A 17,814-nucleotide genomic window follows, 5' to 3' on the forward strand; every position below is an offset into this window, starting at 1 on the left:
AAACAAAGTTTAACCGTTGTTATACAGGTTTAATAATTGTACTTGGCAGCGTTGTCGCTCCATCACTATGAGCCAACTGCGCCTCTGTATCCAATTTGAAGCTAGTTTCAAACTCCAGTTCCTTAGGATTTTCACAATTTTCCGGATAATCTTCACGGAATAGTGGAAGCGGATGCAACGGATCAACCGGTAATCCTGTAGAAGATGCCTGAAGAATCGTCAACGTTGTAGGAACTCTTGTGATCCAGTATTTCCCTTGCGGAACTCCTGTCGGCTGTCTCATCTCGTCTACAATAGACATATACATTGGGTCTCCAATCACAGGAACTGCTCCGCCGTTCCAGATAATCCCTGTTTCCATAAAGAACTGTACAGCAGCTTCAAAGCCCGGTTTTACGGTAACAATGATTCTCGCCATCCCTGCCTGAAGGAAACTTCTGAACAGAGGATCCATACTTTCGGTAAGATAGAATTCCTGCCAGCTTTTACGGTTCGCCCAATAGTACGGATAGAAGGTATAATCCATGATTTCCCACTCAAATGCCTGTTCCATGAACTTCGCCAAAGCAGCATACTGATCAAGATTATCATTAAGATATACTTGGAAGTTATCCATTTTGGTATTATCATTTAATGCGTTTGTCGATTCATAGCCCAGTGTATTTGAGTTAAGGTAATCCTGCAACAGGTAAGCGATACAGTTATGCTTAAGGGTATCATGCTCCATATAACGGTAGAAGTTTCCCTGTTTTTCTTTTGCTTCTGCTTCTTTAGCTTTTTGCTCGTCGTCTAAACGTTTTTGTTCTTCCTGAAACTTTTTGTACGCTTCTTCATAGGCTTTAATAATAGCATTAAAGTTTTCTGTCTGCCATTGAAGCATAAATGCATCCGAAAGTTTGCAATACAACGTCACGTTAAGCGTTACATCTTCAATATTTCTGCCTCGGTACAGAAAGTTAAACGTTCCGGAAAGGTTTAAGCCATTTTCCCAAATCGTACTCTGATTGATTCTGCCTCCAAAATTTAAGTTTCTCTCTCCTCCTTTACCGTTGCTGCAATAAAACTCACTATTATGAAATCTGGTATTTCGATCCATATAATATTGGATCTTCATATCTTTGGCAGCATAATTTTGTGTAATATTGATAGGTGTTCCTACCGCACCGAATGAACCGGTTGAATTTGGACGCCCAACAATTTCCTGATATACTTCCACATTTTCTTTTGGAAGGTCGGTTAAAGTTACTCCGTAAATATTTGCCCAATGTTGAAGTAAGTCTTTCGTTGCAGCTTTCGGACTTGCCATATTCCATGGCTCCGGAGCTGTTCTCGGATCTACCGGAGCTGTAAGCACCTGCGCTTTTGCAACGGCAACCGCCAGACGATGCAGTCTTGAAGGTTCAGGAACCATAAATTCAAACATAGTACGTTTACCATAATTGTAAATTTGGTTTTTCATCTTCTTATCGATCCATCTGTAAACCCCTGTAATATGTTTAGGCTGCGCTGCATCGGCATTATCCGTTTTAGTTACCCTTCCTCTGTTGTCAAATTCATGAACATTGGTTTCCGTGTATTCTTTAATGATCTTTTGTACCCTTTCTTCAGAAATTTTGGTCAATACTCTTTCCATCGCTCTTTCCGTGATTTCCTGAGATTTAGCAACCGCCTGTCTCGTGCTGTCATGCTGCGCGGTGTTGTTCGCATAGTCTGCCCCAATATCCAATCTATAACCGGGGTTATAACTAAAGTGAGCATAAGCGGTAATACTTTGCTGCTTTTCAAGTTCTTTAGCCACCTCCGTCTGCATATCCGTTCTGGAGGTTTTGGTCGTATCGGAAATTTTTTCTGTTTCCTGAGACTTGGAAGTAGTGTCGGTAATTTCAGAATAATCCCTTGCTACGGAAGATTTGTGTCTCAGCTCACTTGCCATCACGTTCTCAATATTGGAAACTTCTCCCGGAACGTAGGCGTGAACACTCTGCACGACTTTCAGATAATCGGCAACCCCCAATCTTTTGATTCCGAAGTTTCTGCGTTTTTGGATTTTTACGTTTTCAGGTTCTTCCGGATTTTCCACTACCCCTCTTGTCAGAGTAAGCATGCCCGTAAGCCCCAGATTTCCTTTCGTGTACAGCTGTCCAAGATCTGCGGATGCCTTACTTCCGTTATCAAAAATAATTTCGATTCTGAAATTAATACTTGCCCTAAACTTGTTAACAAGACACACAGGGAGCGTAATTTTATCATTGATCACGGGAATGTTGCTGAAGTTTTCTTCAAAACTTCCTGCCTTATCGGTTGTGGCAATAATTTTTGCAGAAGCCACGCTCCATGAAGAATCTGCGACTTCAAAAGAAAAGTTAACAAATCCTCCTGATCCCGAAAATGCTGATGAGCTGTGTGCATAAAAACTATATGCCATTGGTGTTCTTGCGGTGCTTTGCACCACCGGAACAGACGCTCCTGCAAGGTTAACATACTGCTGCTGCTCAAGCGGAGAGTTTTCCAACGCAGTCTGCATAGAAGAAGAAATATGACTTCCAACAATATTTAAGGCATCTGAATAACTTTCTAATTCCTCATTAAGCGTGATGTTTTGGGAACCGATTCTTAACGTATTGTCAGAAATAATTGTAACTTTCTCTTTTTCCGCTTCTTGAGAAGCCCTGTCCATATCAATCTCTGTGAAAAGTTCGATAAAGAGATCAAAAGATTCCGGGGAGAGTTTTTCCTGTAGATCAGGCAAATTGATTTCGTTTTTATAAGAAAACTGAAAAGGAGCGACCTCAGATCTCTTCAACTCCTCATACATACGGTTTTTTTCTTCTTCCGGAGTTCCTTCGGTGATCTTACTTTCGATTTCTGCAAGTTTTCTTTCGTAAGCATCCAGTGCTTCTCTGTTTTCTTCCTGATATTTTGCATATTCATCCTGATACGCCTGGTAAGAGGATTTGTGATATTTTTTCTGAAGCTTTTCCAGTTCTGTAGTAAGCTTTTCCAGTGCTTCTTTTCGATGAAGCGCTTTGTTGGCTGCCAATAAAACCTGTGCTTCAGATTCTAATCTCTGCGAAGTTCTTGCACTCAAAGCGTTAGCCGATATTCCGGAAGCAGCTCTTGAAGAAACAGACCCCGCGGTAACAGCATCTTCAGAGAATAAAAACTTAGGCAAAACGATTTTTCCGTCCAAGGCTTTTTCCAATGGTTTTGGTCCGTTAACCTTGATAATTTCAGGATCCGCTAAATTCATACTTTGGGCAAAGCCAATATGGATTGCCATTAAAATATGGCTGATTGCTTCTTTCACATAGAAATCTCCCTGAGTAACGATCTGGAAAATATAATTGTTCCAAAGAGTTGAAAAGACTTTGATTCCATCTGCTGTAAGCTCTCTATTGTTATCAATAAGATGACTGTAATAATTTTTTACATCATTTAATTCATTGGCGTTAAGCTCTTCTCTTTTAGAAATCTTTCTTCCGATGATCAGAAGTTTCCCGAATTCTCCCTCTTCAATTTTCTTTTCGGTTTCAAATCCGGAATTACTGAATGTTCTTGCCGCATTTGCCATTTCCGAGAGCTTCGATGCTCTTGAAGATTTTCCTGCAATGGCAGTATCGAAAATTCCGGTAGCTCCTTTTGGTCTGTGGATAAATCCTAAATTTCTTTCTTTGGTTTCTGTAAGCTGTGGATTTCTTAAGCTCACGAATCTGAAAAGCGTCTGAGACGCATCGTTTTTTCCTGACATTTTGTAAATTTGTTTTGCATTATAAAGGTTAAGATTTGAAGCCTCTTTTTAGTAGAGTCACTTCAGGTTTTAGCCTTATTTTTTTAGGTGGTCTTCAGGCTAAAGCATGTCCACCATGAGTTTTAAAGTCTCTTTTCACTTTCTGTTTTTTTCTATATAGCAAATATCGTCCGGCGTGGCGACAAAACTCGTCGTATTAAATTGATTTATAATTATTTTCGATAAAAATTCATAGATAATTGAAAATCAATGAGAAAAATTTCCGAAAGGTTTTTCGGAAAATTTGAAGAGAAAATTGTTTTATTTTTTAACCTTTTTCAGAAAGAAATGAAAGAATTCTACGAGCTGCTTTTTGCCATTAAAATCAAGCTGAAATTTTCATATTTTAACTAAAAATTTTCATAAAGGCTTTTGCAAATTTCATCACAACAATATTTTATCTTTGTATGTTCATTTGAATTCAAATTGATAAATAGGTAGATTAACTTGTTTTTCAATTTTAGAATCAACAGAAAAAGTAAAAACAAAATGATATAAAAAATGGCACGGGGATTTAGAAAAAAAATTCAGCAGAAAAACACCGAAAACAGTGGTTTTGGCAGCAATGTTTCGGGAAGATTCATTAATAAGGACGGTCTTCCGAACGTTAACAGAAAAGGAGTGAATATTTTCAACAGATACAGTTGGTATCATACGATGCTGGATTTATCCACATTCAATTTTCTTTCTTATCTGGTGATTGCGTATGTTTTAGTGAATTTATTTTTTGCTTTAATTTATTATCTCATTGGTGTAGAACATTTAACGGGAATCGATAAAAGTAATCCGGTAAATGAATTCATCGATGTGTTTTTCTTCAGCTCTCAGACGTTTACCACGGTAGGATACGGAAGAATTGCTCCGGTAGGCTTCATGGCAAGTCTGGTGGCTACTTTTGAGGCTTTTTTAGGATTGCTTACCTTTGCCATTGCCACGGGACTTTTCTACGGAAGATTTTCAAGACCGAGAGCGTATCTGAAGTTTTCTGATGTTGCGGTTGTCGCACCTTTTAAAGAAACTTCAGCATTAATGTTCAGGCTGGCTCCCTATAAAAACAATGCATTAACGGATGCAGATGTTGTTATTACTACCGCCATTGAGGTGATGGAAAACAGCTCACCGAAAATTAATTTTTATCAGCTGAAAACACAGCTCAGCAAAATCAATACTTTGGCTCTGAACTGGACAATTGTACATGAAATTGATGAAGAGTCTCCGTTTTACGGGTTTTCAGAAGACGATTTCAAAAATACAGGAATTGAAATTATTGTTCATATCCGTGCTTTTGACGAGGTTTTTTCAAATACGGTAGTACAGAGAACCTCTTATGTAACGAAAGAAATTGTATACGGTGCAAAGTTTATCCCGATGTATTATCCTGATAAAGATAATCTTTCCACGGTGCTGAATCTGGATAAAATAAGTGACTATCAAAAAGAAGAACTTCCGGTATTCATGGAAGAAGAAGAATAAATGGATTTAGAATTTTATAAAAAACAGGCATTACAAAAACAAAAGGAACATAAAAAATTTCTGGACGGGCTGAAAAAGAAACCGCCCAAAAATCTGGATTATATTGTTCAGGAAACGCATGAAGAGGTTTTTGAAAACATAGACTGTCTGCAATGCGCCAATTGCTGTAAAACAACAGGACCGCTTTATACCGAAAAAGATATTGAAAGAATTTCTAAGCATCTCCGCATGAAACCTGCCGATTTTGAAGCAAAATTCCTGCGTGTAGATGAAGATGATGATAAAGTTCTGCAAAATTTGCCGTGCTTTTTTTTAAATGAAGACAATACCTGCTCTATCTATGAGGTTCGTCCGAAAGCGTGTAGAGAATATCCCCATACCGACAGAAAGAAGATCTACCAGATCAATAATTTAATGATTAAAAATACTTTCATTTGTCCCGCCGCATATGAATTTGTAGAGCGAATTATGAAAAATTTAGGAAAATAATATATAATTCAAAATCCGTCTTAAATAATTATAAAGTCCGTTAAATAAAGACTTCACGCATAATATTAGATAAAATGCCGGCGTTTAAGTTAAACAACCATTTAAATATTAATATTATGAAGAAGTTAGTTTTAACAGCAGCGTTTACATTAGTCGGAGTAATCGCGGTATCGGCTCAGACGGGAACATCACAACAAAGCCCGTCACAAAATTCTAATAATCCATCGACCACTCAAATCCAGCAGAATTCACAGGCAACCACAAACTGGGAGACAACTTCCGGAACGTCAAGCCAAAATCAAAATACAGGCACCACTGCCACTGTTGAAGCAACAACACCCGCCACAACAGCATCCGCAGAAACCACTGTAAATGCCAATACAGAAGCAGTAGCAGACACCACCAAATCTACAGACGCTATAAAAGAAGAAAAGAAATCCAAGAAGAAAAAGTCGAAGTAAGTATTTAAATTTTTAAGAAGTAGAAAGAAGATCCTGAAATGTAATGTTTCAGGATTTTTTTATATAAATATCAAACAATATAATTTATCTTAAATAATTATAAATCAAGTTAAAAGAAGTAGAAACAATAAACTTTGTATGAAAGTTGTATTTAACATAATATCAAATTTTGAATAAATAATCGATATGCAAATAAAGAGAATCCTGAATCATATTTCAGGATTTTTTGTGATGTATTTCCTCAAGTCTGAACTGAACAATTTTCTTTATTAATTCTTCAGGAAGATCCTCATTTACAGGAAACTGTACGGCTCCTTTTGAAAATTTATAATTGCTTTTTTTAAATTCAGCCTCAAATTCTTTTATTCCTTCTGCTCCGGGATAAAATCCGATATGTTTTTTATACCCTGCAAAATACACCAAGGGTTTATTTTTGTATCTGAAAGCGGGCATCTGATAGCCAATATACTCTTCAATTTCAGAATTTTGCAAAAGAATCAGTTTTCTGAGATTTTCTAATTTATCCCGAATCTCCGGAAACAGAGCAATATATTCATCAATATTTTTAAATGTATTTTTCATGAATTAAATGTAATGATTTTTCACTTTTTTGGCAGTTCTTATTATCATTCTGAACGAAGCGAAGTGAAGAATCTGACTTTAGTTGAGACGTTATAGATTTCTCCTGTGTCGAAATGACATGAAGATGTTAATTTCATTTGAATTAAAATGATTATCATTAGCTGAATGAAATGCCTTTGCGATCGAAAATATTCAGCATCATTCGAAAACAAGACCTTTCGAACGAACGTAGCGTTAAAAATAAAAAAAGCGCTGAATAATCAACGCTTTCTCCTTTCACTTTTTACTTTTTTCCCATTTATAATCCCGGGAACAGGTTATATGAAAAAAGGTCGGGAATTTCCCAACCTTTGTATTTTATACTACTCCCTGAGCTAACATTGCTTCAGCAACTTTCACGAATCCGGCGATATTGGCACCTTTTACGTAGTTTACATAGCCGTCTTCTTCTTTTCCGTAGTCTCTGCACGCTTTGTGAATTCCGATCATGATCTCTTTCAGTCTTGCATCAACCTCTTCAGAAGTCCAGTTCAGACGGATTGAGTTTTGCGTCATTTCAAGACCTGAAGTCGCAACACCTCCTGCGTTAGAAGCTTTCCCCGGAGAGAACAATACTTTATTGTCTAAGAAATAGTTAATTGCATCAAGCGTAGAAGGCATGTTTGCAGCTTCTGTTACACAAACGCATCCGTTTTCTACCAACAATTTAGCATCATCAAGATCCAATTCGTTTTGGGTTGCAGAAGGGATGGCAACATCACACTTCACTTCCCAAGGACGTTTTCCTGCAAAGAATTCTGCAGAAGGATATTTCTTCACATAATCTTCCGCTCTGTTGTTTCCGGAAGATCTCAATTCCAATAAATAATCGATCTTATCTCCGTCGATTCCATCTTTATCATACACATAACCGTCCGGTCCGGAAATCGTTACTACTTTTCCTCCCAGTTCGTTAACTTTTTTAATAACTCCCCAAGCTACGTTTCCGAAACCTGAAACCGTTACCGTTTTATCTTTGAAAGTCTGTCCGATCGTTTTAAGCATCTGCTCTGCGAAGTAAACAACACCGTATCCTGTAGCTTCAGGACGGATTAATGAACCTCCATACGCAAGACCTTTTCCTGTAAGAACTCCCGTAAACTCGTTTCTGATTTTTTTGTATTGTCCGAATAAATATCCGATCTCTCTTGCTCCTACTCCGATGTCTCCCGCAGGAACGTCTGTTTCAGGACCAATGTGTTTGCACATTTCCGTCATGAAAGCCTGGCAGAAACGCATTACTTCCATATCCGATTTTCCTTGCGGATCAAAGTCTGAACCTCCTTTTCCACCACCCATAGGAAGTGTAGTTAAAGAGTTTTTAAACACCTGTTCGAACGCTAAGAATTTAAGAACAGAAAGGTTTACTGTAGGATGGAAACGGATTCCTCCTTTGTAAGGTCCGATCGCAGAGTTCATCTGGATTCTGAACCCTCTGTTTACCTGGATCTCTCCTTTATCGTCAACCCATGGAACTCTGAAGATGATAATTCTTTCAGCTTCCGCCATTCTTTCAAGAAGCTTCATTCCCGTATATTCCTTTTTCGTTAAGATAAACGGAATTACAGTTACCGCAACTTCTTTTACTGCTTGTAAAAATTCTGGCTCATTAGGGTTTTTTGCCTCAATTTTTGCTATAAATTCTTGGATTTTCTGGTCAATATTATATTGTTCCATATATTAGGGTTGAATATTATTGCCAACAAATTTAATTTTTTTTTCAAGATTCACAACACCCTAAATAATAATTGTTGAAAATTTAATAATATAATGACTTAATATTATTAAATCCACAATTAACGCATTAATATTATTAAAAATTAAATGTTATGTTTAAAATAATGCAATATTAAGAAATCGTTAATTGTCAGGTTGCTAAAAATTGTCTCCCCGAAAGTGATTTTACCTTCCCCAAAAGTTCCAATTCTAAAATTACCGGTAAAATTTTGTGTGAGGCAAGTGCTGTTTTATCGGCAAGATCATCCAGAGATATCTGCGGATTCTCATCTATTATTCTGAATATTTCACTTTGATTTTCAGTTAATTGGATTGAAATTTCACTGTGAGGAAATAATTCTCCAGTTCTTCCCTTCGGATGATTAAATCCTAAGTTTTCAACCAGATCTTTTATCGTGGAAATTGCCGAAGCTTTGTTCTGAAAAATCAGATGATTACAGCCCTGGCTCTGCTTGTCAGTAATTTTTCCCGGAAGCGCATACACTTCACGGTTATACAGATTTGCATAAGTTGCAGTGCTGATTGAACCTCCGCCAAAAGCAGTTTCCACCACAATTGTCGCAGGAGAAATTCCGGCTACGATTCTGTTTCTCTGGATGAAATTTTCACGATCCGGCTTTCTTGAAGAATTGAATTCTGTAAATAACACCCCTCCTTCCTCAAGAATTTTTTCTGATAATTTTTTGTTTTTTGAAGGATACAATGTGTGAAAACCATGGGCTAAAACGGCAACCGTAGAAACCTGATGAAGAATAGACTGCTCATGAACTTCTTTATCGACGCCTAAAGCCAGACCGCTCACCGAAATAAAATTACCGGAAGACGATTCCTGAAAAAACTCTTCAATAAACTGCTTTCCGTAGGAAGTCATATTTCTTGTTCCTACCATGCTTACTTTTTGCTTAGAATCATCATAATTCCCTTTCTGATAGAGAATTACAGGAGCATCATCGCATTCGTTTAAGAGTTTGGGAAGATCATGGAGATGTCTGAGATTAATTTTGATATGGTTTGCCTCACAAAACTTCAGTTCATTTTCGGCAAACTTCAGATGAGCAGGATTTCCGATGTCTGAAATCATTTTAGATCCGAATCCGTCCAGCTTTTTGTATTCCTTTTTGGCGTTTTCCCAAGCGTTCTTGGCACTTCCGAAAGTACGGACAAGCTTATAAAAATTGATATCCCCGATTAAATTACACTCGCGCAGAGCGATAGAATAAAGATGTTCTTCAGAATACATTTGTGTTGTTTTCGCAAATGTAGAAATTTTTAAAATTATTTTCCTCTCAGTTCATCCAGTCTTTCCCAGATATCGTCTTTCTTTTTGTAAGGCAGCTCCATAAAATCTTCAGGATGGTTTTCTTTGTACTCCTGCCATAATTTATCATCTTTTTCGCTGTAATAATTTGGAAATTCCCAAATGAATTTTTTCTTTTTATCTCCTACTTTTTTAAATAGCAAAGCCAGAATTACTCCCACAATTGCACCTGCAAGATGCGCCTGCCATGAAATTTTACTGGGTTCCTGCAGATTAGAGAACAGTTCTTCGGGAAGCATTCCCCACACAAGACTTCCGTAGTACAGAACAACCAGCAGAGAAATAGTCAGCAGTTTTGTATTCCATTTAAAAACCCCACTGAAAAAAAGGAAAAAAGCAAGAACATACACCACTCCGCTTGCTCCGATGGTACAGGTGTAAAGATAATCTCCCGTCATAATGTCAATCGGCGGAAGAAGCCACACCAAAAATCCTGTAGCGAGCCATCCTGTGATAAACACTTTATTGGCAACCAAAGGATAAAACTGATATAATAAAAACATAAGCACCGCGATCGGGATAGAATTTCCTACGATATGCTCCATGTTTCCGTGTAAAAGAGGTGAAGTTATAATTCCCAGCAAGCCTTCTGGCAACAATGGAATAATCGCCCCGAAACAGCTCTGAAAAAAGCCTTGCATCTGCAGAAAAAACCCCAGCCACATCGCTGAAAGCATCAGCAAAGGATATAAAAGAGCCTTTTTGGAAATTATATTGTTTTTTAACATGAAGATTCTACGTCAAATGAAAAGCCAACGATAAATTTCGGAAAAATTGGCGATGAAATCTCTGTTCAGAAATTTATTTCAGCCAAAAAGTAATGATTTTCACTGCTTTCGAAGGAATTCCTTTTATTTTGTCATTGAAAACTTCAAAAAACAATTTCAAAAACCGGATAAAAGCCTGATCACATTCACTTCTTAAAGCTGGTTTTACATTCATAAAAATTATATTTAATATTTTTGTAAGGAATTTTGTACAATGAAATCCTGAACTCATGAAGAAGTTTTTATTAATTCTCTCTCTTTCTCTGGGAATTTTCGGCAACGCACAGGTTGTCATTACAGACACCGCAACCATTAAAGCAGACACCATTAAACACTGGTCAGTTTTAGGAAAACAGTCCTTAATGATCAATCAGGCAGCCTTCTCGAATTGGGTGGGAGGAGGAGCAAACAACGTAGGGTGGCTTGCTGCACTGGATTACAACATTACGTATGAAAAAGACAGTGATCTTTGGGAAAACATCATCCTTTTGAATTACGGACAAAATGATACGAAAGGAGTTGGTGTAAGAAAAACTCAGGACGTTATTAATGTTTCCACAAATTATGGAAGAAAGTTTTCAAAAAGCTGGTATCTTTCTGTAGGAGCGGGACTGATTTCTCAGTTTTCTGCGGGATATGAAGACGGAAATAATCCGGAAGCAAAAAAAATATCCAATTTTATGGCTCCCGGTTATCTGAATGTCGGGATGGGGATTACGTACAGACCAAATGATAACGTAAATATTACCCTTCGTCCGAGCAACGCGAGATGGGCTTTTGTGCTGGATAAAGATCTTCAGCTTGCAGGAAATTACGGTTTAAAAGCAGACGGAGATTCCTCAATATTACAATACGGTTTTCTGGGAACGGCTTATTATAAATTTAAGCTGATGGAGAATGTGAACATCACCAATACGGCATCTGTTTTCTCCAATTATCTCGATCATCCGGAAAGACTGGTTTTGGCGTACGGAATGATCTTAAATTTAAAGGTTAACAAATTTATATCGTCCAACATTACTGTGGATTTAATGTACGACCATAATCAGATCCAGAAAACACAGCTTAAACAGACGTTGGGCGTTGGTTTTGCTTATACTTTGAATAATGGCGTAAAACGTTCCGACAGAAAAGACAGCCAGTGGTGGATTAAAAAGTAAAATCATCAATGATCATATTTTTCCCTCAACAGATTTATTGAGGGATTTTTTTTGAATATCCTTTAATTTTACTGAGTTCAATGTAAAGATTCCGAATCAAAATTGGCTAAAGCCATTCCTATTGATGTTTTTATATTGTTTCACATCGAACCCACATTAATGTTTTCTGGTTCTCTTGTATTTTCCCTTGTAAAAAACCGGGATAATCTTTTGATTTTAATACATTTGTTAAAACATATTTAAAGATGAATTTCGAACAGGTTGCTTTACATTTAGAAGCTTACAGAGAACACGACCAGATCATTGATGCGGCAGAATACATCATCCGCTCTTTCAATCTCGAACATGAAAACTTTAAAGGATTTGGTCTTCGCGATGAGGTTTTCCCAAATTCTCTCGTTCTAACGGCAGAAGGCGTTTTAGGAAGCCCGCAAAAAGTAATGATCCCTAAAAATTTATTCGATTTTGATCTGAATCTGGTTTTAAATTTAATTGCCCACGAAATGCTGCATGTAAGACAGAAAGCTCCGGGACACGTTATTGAAGAAAAAAGCGAAAGGGAATTTCAGGCGTATTACGAAATGCTTTTTCATAAGGTTTTTCCTCAGATTCCCGAAGTATCCGATTTTTACAAAAAAGACTTCGGCAGCAAAGCTCTTGAATATTATAAAAGAATGGGCGAAGGTTCTGAACTGCAGAAAAAATATGCTGAACAGAAACTTGAAGTAGAACAGTTAATCAACACATTATCATGATTGTAAAACCCGAAATTTCGTGGGAAGATTTCGAAAAAATAGACATCCGCTGCGGAACCATTGTTTCTGTAAATGATTTTGAGAAAGCAAGAAATCCATCTTATCAGCTCGAAATAGATTTTGGAGATTTAGGCATTAAAAAATCCTCCGCTCAGATCACTTCGTTGTATCAGAAAGAAGAATTAATTGGTCAGCAGATTTTGGCTGTCGTTAATTTTCCTAAAAAACAGATCGCCAATTTTTTCAGCGAATGTCTGGTTTTGGGTGTTTATGGAGAAGATAAAAAAGATGTTACCCTTTTAACCCCTTCATTACCCACAAAGAACGGAATGCAGGTAGGATAATGTCTTTCAAAAAATCTAATGAAAATATTGAAACCTGTGAGGTTTAGTTTCAAACAAATTACGAAGAAGTAAAAAATGATACAAAATATTCCTTTAGAAAGAGTTTTATTTCTTGATATCGAGACGGTTCCGGGATTCGGATTGTGGGAAGAACTATCGGAAGCCGAACAGATGCTTTGGGATAAAAAAACGAGATTCCAGAGAAAAGATGAGATTTCTCCTGAAGAATTTTATGTGGAAAGAGCCGGAATTATGGCAGAATTTGGGAAAATCATCTGCATCACGATCGGAATGATCGAAAAGAATGATACGCTGAAGATCAAAAGTTTTGCAGGTGACGATGAAAAGAAGCTGCTTCTGGAATTTGGTGAAATTTTTAACAGTCCGAGACTTCGCGACGTCATTTTATGCGCACATAATGGAAAAGAATTCGATTTTCCGTGGATTGCCCGAAGATATTTAATTAATGGGATGATGCCTCCTACTCCGTTTCAGATGTTCGGAAAAAAGCCATGGGAAATTCCGCATATCGATACCATGGAACTCTGGAAATTCGGAGATTATAAAAGTTTTGTATCGCTGGAATTGCTGGCTCATGTTTTCGGAATACCGACTCCAAAAGACGATATCGACGGCTCAATGGTTTCATCAATCTACTACATAGAGAAAGACTTGCAAAGAATAGTTGACTATTGTGAAAAAGATGTCTTAACTTTGGCGAATGTTTTCCGGCGTATGCGTCAGGAAGATTTGTTGAAAAGGTACATCAATTTAGATTAAAAAATGAAATTTACAGACGATCAGATTGCTGACATCGGTGAGGAAATCATCGGTGTTTTAAAAACCGTGTATGACCCTGAGATTCCGGTAGACATCTACGAATTGGGGTTAATTTATGATGTTCAGATCTCCGATGAAGCGGACGTAAAAATTATCATGACGTTAACGACGCCCAACTGTCCTGTTGCAGAAACGCTTCCGCAGGAGGTAAAAGATAAAGTTGGTGAAGTGGAAAATGTAAAAAGCGTAGACTTAGAACTTACTTTCGAACCTAGCTGGAATAAAGATATGATGAGCGAAGAAGCTAAATTTGAGCTTGGAATGCTTTAAAATTTTATTTCTTTAAGCAATTTTCCATTAAAAAATAATTGGCTGTTTCATTTTGAAGCAGCTTTTTTTATTTTCCGTTTTTTCCCCATACACATTTCGTGAAATCCCTAACATTCAGATTATTAAGTTGATATAATTTTGGTTTCAGAAATCAACAGTATGAAAGCCAATACCATCATCGTATCGTTTAATAACGGAAGTGTTCCGCCACAGTATGCTTACCGATATCAGATCGTCTTTTCCGAAAAGGACGGAAATGCAGATCTGAAAGTCTTCAGAGGATATGACGCGGATGAAAAAATGATTGTATCCGAACAAAGAAAATTCAATACAGAAATTTTTCTTCAGCTTCTTTCTTTAATCAGCAAAATAGAGGATTCTGTGAAAGATCCGGCAATGGTGGGAGGAAGCCAGAGAATGATTGAGGTGAATTCAAGAAAAATCATGATCGAACCCAATGATGATTTTGGAATTTCTCTGTTCAACCGGCTTTTATATCTGTATCATCCCGATTTCATTAACCAGATTAATTCTAACCTTAACCTTTAAAAACCAATTATCATGGACAAAGCACCTAAAGAAATGTTTGTAGGAGTTATCAATCCTTATGCATTAACTGAAGCCATCACAGGAAGAACCTTCGACTGGAAAGACGCAAAATCTTATCAGATTCTTGAAGAAACCCTGGAAAAAAACTATGCAGAACTTTTCGACATTAAATTCAATTCTCCCCTTTATGCCGGACTTGAACTTAACAGCGACAACACGGTAAAAGCTTTAAAAACCGAAGATATTAAAGTAAGAGCAACAGATAAACTGGAAACCGTAAATCTCTCGACGATTAAAACCCTGAATGACTTATCCGGTACCGGAGTAAAAGATCTGAATAAGGTTGTCGTAAAAAATGCAAGACTGGATAAGGGTGAAGTAAAAGTTGTTTTGAACATTCCAAAACTGAACAACACTTTTAGCAATAAACTGATCTCTCCATCTATTAGAAATATCATTTTCGGAATGATGAATGCCAACGGATGGACTCCCGCCGGAACTTCATGGAGCGACAGAGGAAATTTCTTCAACGACGTTACGGAATACAATGACCCAATTCAGGGATCAGTGGGCAACTGTTATTTTATTGCAGCCATTGCAGCCATTGCATGGGCAGATCCTTACACCATTCAACATAAAGTAAGAGCAACCGGAACCGGAGAAGCAGACCGTACCAATGCCATCCAGTTTTTCACGAAAGGCGGAGGAAAAGATGCGGCAACAAGACTCGTGGAAGTTACTGATAATACAATCATTAACTCGTCCAACAATCCTGTGTACTGCAGAAGCAATGATGCCGCAGAAATCTGGTAAGCTGTTTACGAAAAAGCCTTTGCCAAATGGATCACGAACGTAAATGACGATAAACCGGACATCTCCAAAACTGCTTTCGGAGATCCTGCCAAAGCTGTTGCACAACTTACGAACAAAACCCCGTATTATTATTACACTTCACCAAGAACAGCGCTTGATCTTTTTGGCGTGGTAAGAGAGAATTCGATGAGCTTTAAAACCATCAATCCAATGGTTGCATGGACGTACGGATCGGGAAGAGATTACACAGGTTCGAATATTGTAGGAAACCATGCTTATACCATTTTGGGATGGTCAACTTTCAATGGTAAAAACTACATCATCCTGAGAAATCCGTGGGGAGTTACCGAACCGAATGGTTTAAATTCTTATCAGGGACTCATCAGCTTCTTCGACGGAAGTTTCTGGAGACCGATCAACATGATTGGAAACGACGGAGTTTTTGCACTGGAAATCAACGCATTCAAATATTATTTTGAAGGTTTGGCTGTGACCAAATAGAACTAAAAAATAACCTTTTTATTAACCTACCCTTCAGCTTCTGCAGATTTCGGTCTGTGGAAGTTTTTATATTTCTGTAGCAATTTCTTTATTTTCTCTTCTGCTCCACTCGCTCCATGATCCTACATACAGATTCGGGATTTTAAAGCCTGCGTAATCCAAAGCGAGAATGGTATGACAAGCCGTTACTCCGGAACCACAATGAATGATCAGATTTTCGGGTTTTCCTTCCAGTAATTTTGAATATTTTTCTCTTAAAATTTCCGGTGACAGGAAATTTCCGTTTTCATCAAGATTTTCAGAAAAAGGAATATTAATCGCTCCGGGAATATGTCCTGCAACAAGATCAATTGGCTCAGATTCACCTCTGTAACGGTACGCATCTCTCACATCAATTACCGTTGATGATTGGTTCGTTAATTCATTTTCAACAGTTTCCAGATCTGAAACAGGAAGAAGCCAGTTTTCTTTATGAATCAGATCCGCTTTTTCGAAAGATTCTTCGCCGGAAGAAAATTCAACCTCTTCTTTTTCTGCATTCTGAAAACCGCCATCCAAAACCTGAACTTTATCAAAACCGAAAGCTTTCAGCATCCACCAAGCTCTTGCCGCGGCATTTGCCCCGTTTTTATCATCGTAAATAACAAGATGGCTATTTTCTGAAATTCCAAGATGGGAAAGTGTTTCTGCAAATTTTTTAATTTCCGGAAGCGGATGTCTTCCTCCAAAAGCAGCGTTATCCCCGATTTCAGCAAGGTCTTTATCCAGATCAATGAATCTCGCTTCTTTAATATGTTTACTCAAATAATTTTGATAAACATCTTTTCCTGCTCTTGCATCAAGAATGATAAGATTTTCTGTTGGAAGATTTTTTAGTTCTGAAGGTGAGATGATGGATTGCATATTTGTTTTTTAATTATGTTCGAAAGAAGCCGCAACTCTGTATTTATTATTAAGAACGTCCGTAATTTTCTTTCTCAGATCTTCCAAAGTAAAACTGGCATCTTTAAAACCGATCGGATAAGTGGAATGTCCGCTTTTCGTTTCTTCACAAATGACGAATTGCGGATCTGTTTTTTCTATCTGAACCGTTTTTTCAATTTTGAATTTACGCTCCACTTTGTCTCCTTTTTCATTAATTAAATATAAGACATACAAAGGCTGAAGCATCTCTTTTGGCTTTTCAAAATATTTATGGATGTTCACAACCTGATTTTTCCAGTTGAACTGATCCACATTAAGATTTTTAAACTTCATTTCATCCTCCGGAAGCTCTTTATTTTCATAGAACGTTCTCATTTTCTCAAAATAAAAATCTGCTTCTGAAAATTTGTTCTGAACATTTAAAGATTTTATCAGCTTGGTGTACAATTCATATTCTTTTGGTAATGATGCCAAAGCTTCTTTATAGATTTTCTCAGACTTTGCATACTCTTTCTGAGTATAATAGAAACCGCCTGCAAATAAAACTATTTTTACATACCAGTTATCTTTCTGACGCGATTTTTGAAGGGCTTCCAAAAACGTTTTTTCCTGATTAACAGAATCTTCTCTGATGCTGTAAATCCGTAATTTTTCATAATAAAATTCCGCCAAAGGATCAGACTCCAAACCTGTATTTATATTTTTCAGAGCATCATCATACTTTTTCTGATACATTTGAGACAATCCGATGTGATAATATACAATAGAATTATCAAAACCTTTTTTTAAAGCTTTGTTGTAATATTCTATTGCTTTATCATCATTTTCCTCCCTGAAAAAAGCAAATCCCAAATAGTAAAGCTCTTCTCCTGTAAAAGAAGGGCTTTCGTTTTCAAGTTCAGTTAATTCCTTAAATTTTTCTTCGTTGAACAGTTTTTCTACTTTCTGGGCAAAAACCGCAGAAGAAAAAACAATCAGTATGGCGACAAAAAGCTTAGTCATACC

18 protein-coding genes and 1 pseudogene are annotated in these 17,814 nt (G+C 37.2%); 11 read left to right on the forward strand and 8 right to left on the reverse strand.

Annotated elements, in window-relative coordinates; genetic code table 11:
- Nucleotides 1–19 precede the first annotated feature (19 nt).
- Nucleotides 20–3,748, reverse strand: a complete 3,729-nt coding sequence (locus PFY09_RS12280; RefSeq protein ID WP_271159892.1) for a hypothetical protein — start codon at nt 3,746–3,748, stop codon at nt 20–22.
- Nucleotides 3,749–3,997: 249 nt separating this feature from the next.
- Between PFY09_RS12280 and PFY09_RS12285 the strand changes: the two genes are divergently transcribed.
- The 4 genes from PFY09_RS12285 to PFY09_RS12300 all read left to right on the forward strand — a co-directional run bounded on the left by PFY09_RS12285 (nt 3,998) and on the right by PFY09_RS12300 (nt 6,210).
- Nucleotides 3,998–4,141 carry a hypothetical protein gene (locus tag PFY09_RS12285; protein ID WP_271159893.1) on the forward strand — a complete coding sequence of 48 codons (144 nt, stop codon included), beginning with the start codon at nt 3,998–4,000 and terminating at the stop codon, nt 4,139–4,141.
- 147 nt (nt 4,142–4,288) lie between these two features.
- Complete coding sequence (locus PFY09_RS12290) at nt 4,289–5,260, forward strand: ion channel (protein WP_271159894.1); 972 nt, start codon at nt 4,289–4,291, stop codon at nt 5,258–5,260.
- The gene (locus PFY09_RS12295) at nt 5,261–5,749 is read left to right on the forward strand and encodes a YkgJ family cysteine cluster protein (protein WP_271159895.1); all 489 of its coding nucleotides are present in this window, start codon (nt 5,261–5,263) and stop codon (nt 5,747–5,749) included.
- Nucleotides 5,750–5,865: 116 nt separating this feature from the next.
- Nucleotides 5,866–6,210, forward strand: a complete 345-nt coding sequence (locus PFY09_RS12300; RefSeq protein WP_271159896.1) for a hypothetical protein — start codon at nt 5,866–5,868, stop codon at nt 6,208–6,210.
- 216 nt (nt 6,211–6,426) lie between these two features.
- On the opposite strand, the gene PFY09_RS12305 is transcribed toward PFY09_RS12300, so the two are convergent.
- The 5 genes from PFY09_RS12305 to PFY09_RS12325 all read right to left on the reverse strand — a co-directional run bounded on the left by PFY09_RS12305 (nt 6,427) and on the right by PFY09_RS12325 (nt 10,828).
- Nucleotides 6,427–6,792 (reverse strand): iron chaperone, encoded by a 366-nt coding sequence (locus PFY09_RS12305; RefSeq protein WP_271159897.1) that lies wholly within the window; start codon nt 6,790–6,792, stop codon nt 6,427–6,429.
- 357 nt (nt 6,793–7,149) lie between these two features.
- Nucleotides 7,150–8,508, reverse strand: coding sequence for an NADP-specific glutamate dehydrogenase (gdhA, locus tag PFY09_RS12310; protein WP_076394000.1), 1,359 nt, complete (start codon nt 8,506–8,508; stop codon nt 7,150–7,152).
- Nucleotides 8,509–8,698: 190 nt separating this feature from the next.
- A complete protein-coding gene (dprA, locus tag PFY09_RS12315; RefSeq protein ID WP_271159898.1) occupies nt 8,699–9,808 on the reverse strand; it encodes a DNA-processing protein DprA in 1,110 nt (369 codons plus the stop codon).
- Nucleotides 9,809–9,843: 35 nt separating this feature from the next.
- Nucleotides 9,844–10,614, reverse strand: coding sequence for a rhomboid family intramembrane serine protease (locus tag PFY09_RS12320; RefSeq protein ID WP_076394004.1), 771 nt, complete (start codon nt 10,612–10,614; stop codon nt 9,844–9,846).
- A 73-nt stretch (nt 10,615–10,687) separates the two neighbouring features.
- On the reverse strand, nt 10,688–10,828 hold the full coding sequence (locus PFY09_RS12325; protein WP_214587693.1) for a hypothetical protein: 141 nt from the start codon (nt 10,826–10,828) through the stop codon (nt 10,688–10,690).
- 55 nt (nt 10,829–10,883) lie between these two features.
- Between PFY09_RS12325 and PFY09_RS12330 the strand changes: the two genes are divergently transcribed.
- The 7 genes and pseudogenes from PFY09_RS12330 (at nt 10,884) to PFY09_RS12360 (ending at nt 15,885) form a co-directional block, all read left to right on the forward strand.
- On the forward strand, nt 10,884–11,813 hold the full coding sequence (locus tag PFY09_RS12330) for a DUF3078 domain-containing protein (RefSeq protein ID WP_271159899.1): 930 nt from the start codon (nt 10,884–10,886) through the stop codon (nt 11,811–11,813).
- Between the two features lie 245 nt (nt 11,814–12,058).
- Nucleotides 12,059–12,568 carry a hypothetical protein gene (locus tag PFY09_RS12335; RefSeq protein WP_271159900.1) on the forward strand — a complete coding sequence of 170 codons (510 nt, stop codon included), beginning with the start codon at nt 12,059–12,061 and terminating at the stop codon, nt 12,566–12,568.
- A complete protein-coding gene (locus PFY09_RS12340; RefSeq protein WP_271159901.1) occupies nt 12,565–12,912 on the forward strand; it encodes a tRNA-binding protein in 348 nt (115 codons plus the stop codon). The genes PFY09_RS12335 and PFY09_RS12340 overlap by 4 nt, the downstream gene beginning before the upstream one ends.
- Before the next feature lie 75 nt (nt 12,913–12,987).
- A complete protein-coding gene (locus tag PFY09_RS12345; protein WP_076394012.1) occupies nt 12,988–13,692 on the forward strand; it encodes a 3'-5' exonuclease in 705 nt (234 codons plus the stop codon).
- A gap of 3 nt (nt 13,693–13,695) precedes the next feature.
- Entirely contained in the window at nt 13,696–14,022 is a 327-nt protein-coding gene (locus PFY09_RS12350; protein ID WP_076394014.1) for an SUF system Fe-S cluster assembly protein, read from the forward strand.
- A gap of 159 nt (nt 14,023–14,181) precedes the next feature.
- Entirely contained in the window at nt 14,182–14,571 is a 390-nt protein-coding gene (locus PFY09_RS12355; RefSeq protein WP_271159902.1) for a hypothetical protein, read from the forward strand.
- 33 nt (nt 14,572–14,604) lie between these two features.
- Nucleotides 14,605–15,885, forward strand: a pseudogene (locus PFY09_RS12360) (C2 family cysteine protease).
- 66 nt (nt 15,886–15,951) lie between these two features.
- Here PFY09_RS12360 and PFY09_RS12365 read toward each other — a convergent pair.
- Both PFY09_RS12365 and PFY09_RS12370 read right to left on the reverse strand, forming a co-directional pair.
- Nucleotides 15,952–16,788, reverse strand: coding sequence for a sulfurtransferase (locus PFY09_RS12365; protein WP_271159903.1), 837 nt, complete (start codon nt 16,786–16,788; stop codon nt 15,952–15,954).
- A 9-nt stretch (nt 16,789–16,797) separates the two neighbouring features.
- Nucleotides 16,798–17,811 (reverse strand): tetratricopeptide repeat protein, encoded by a 1,014-nt coding sequence (locus PFY09_RS12370; RefSeq protein ID WP_271159904.1) that lies wholly within the window; start codon nt 17,809–17,811, stop codon nt 16,798–16,800.
- Nucleotides 17,812–17,814 lie beyond the last annotated feature (3 nt).

Source organism: Chryseobacterium gambrini (assembly GCF_027920505.1).
Lineage (GTDB): Bacteria > Bacteroidota > Bacteroidia > Flavobacteriales > Weeksellaceae > Chryseobacterium > Chryseobacterium gambrini.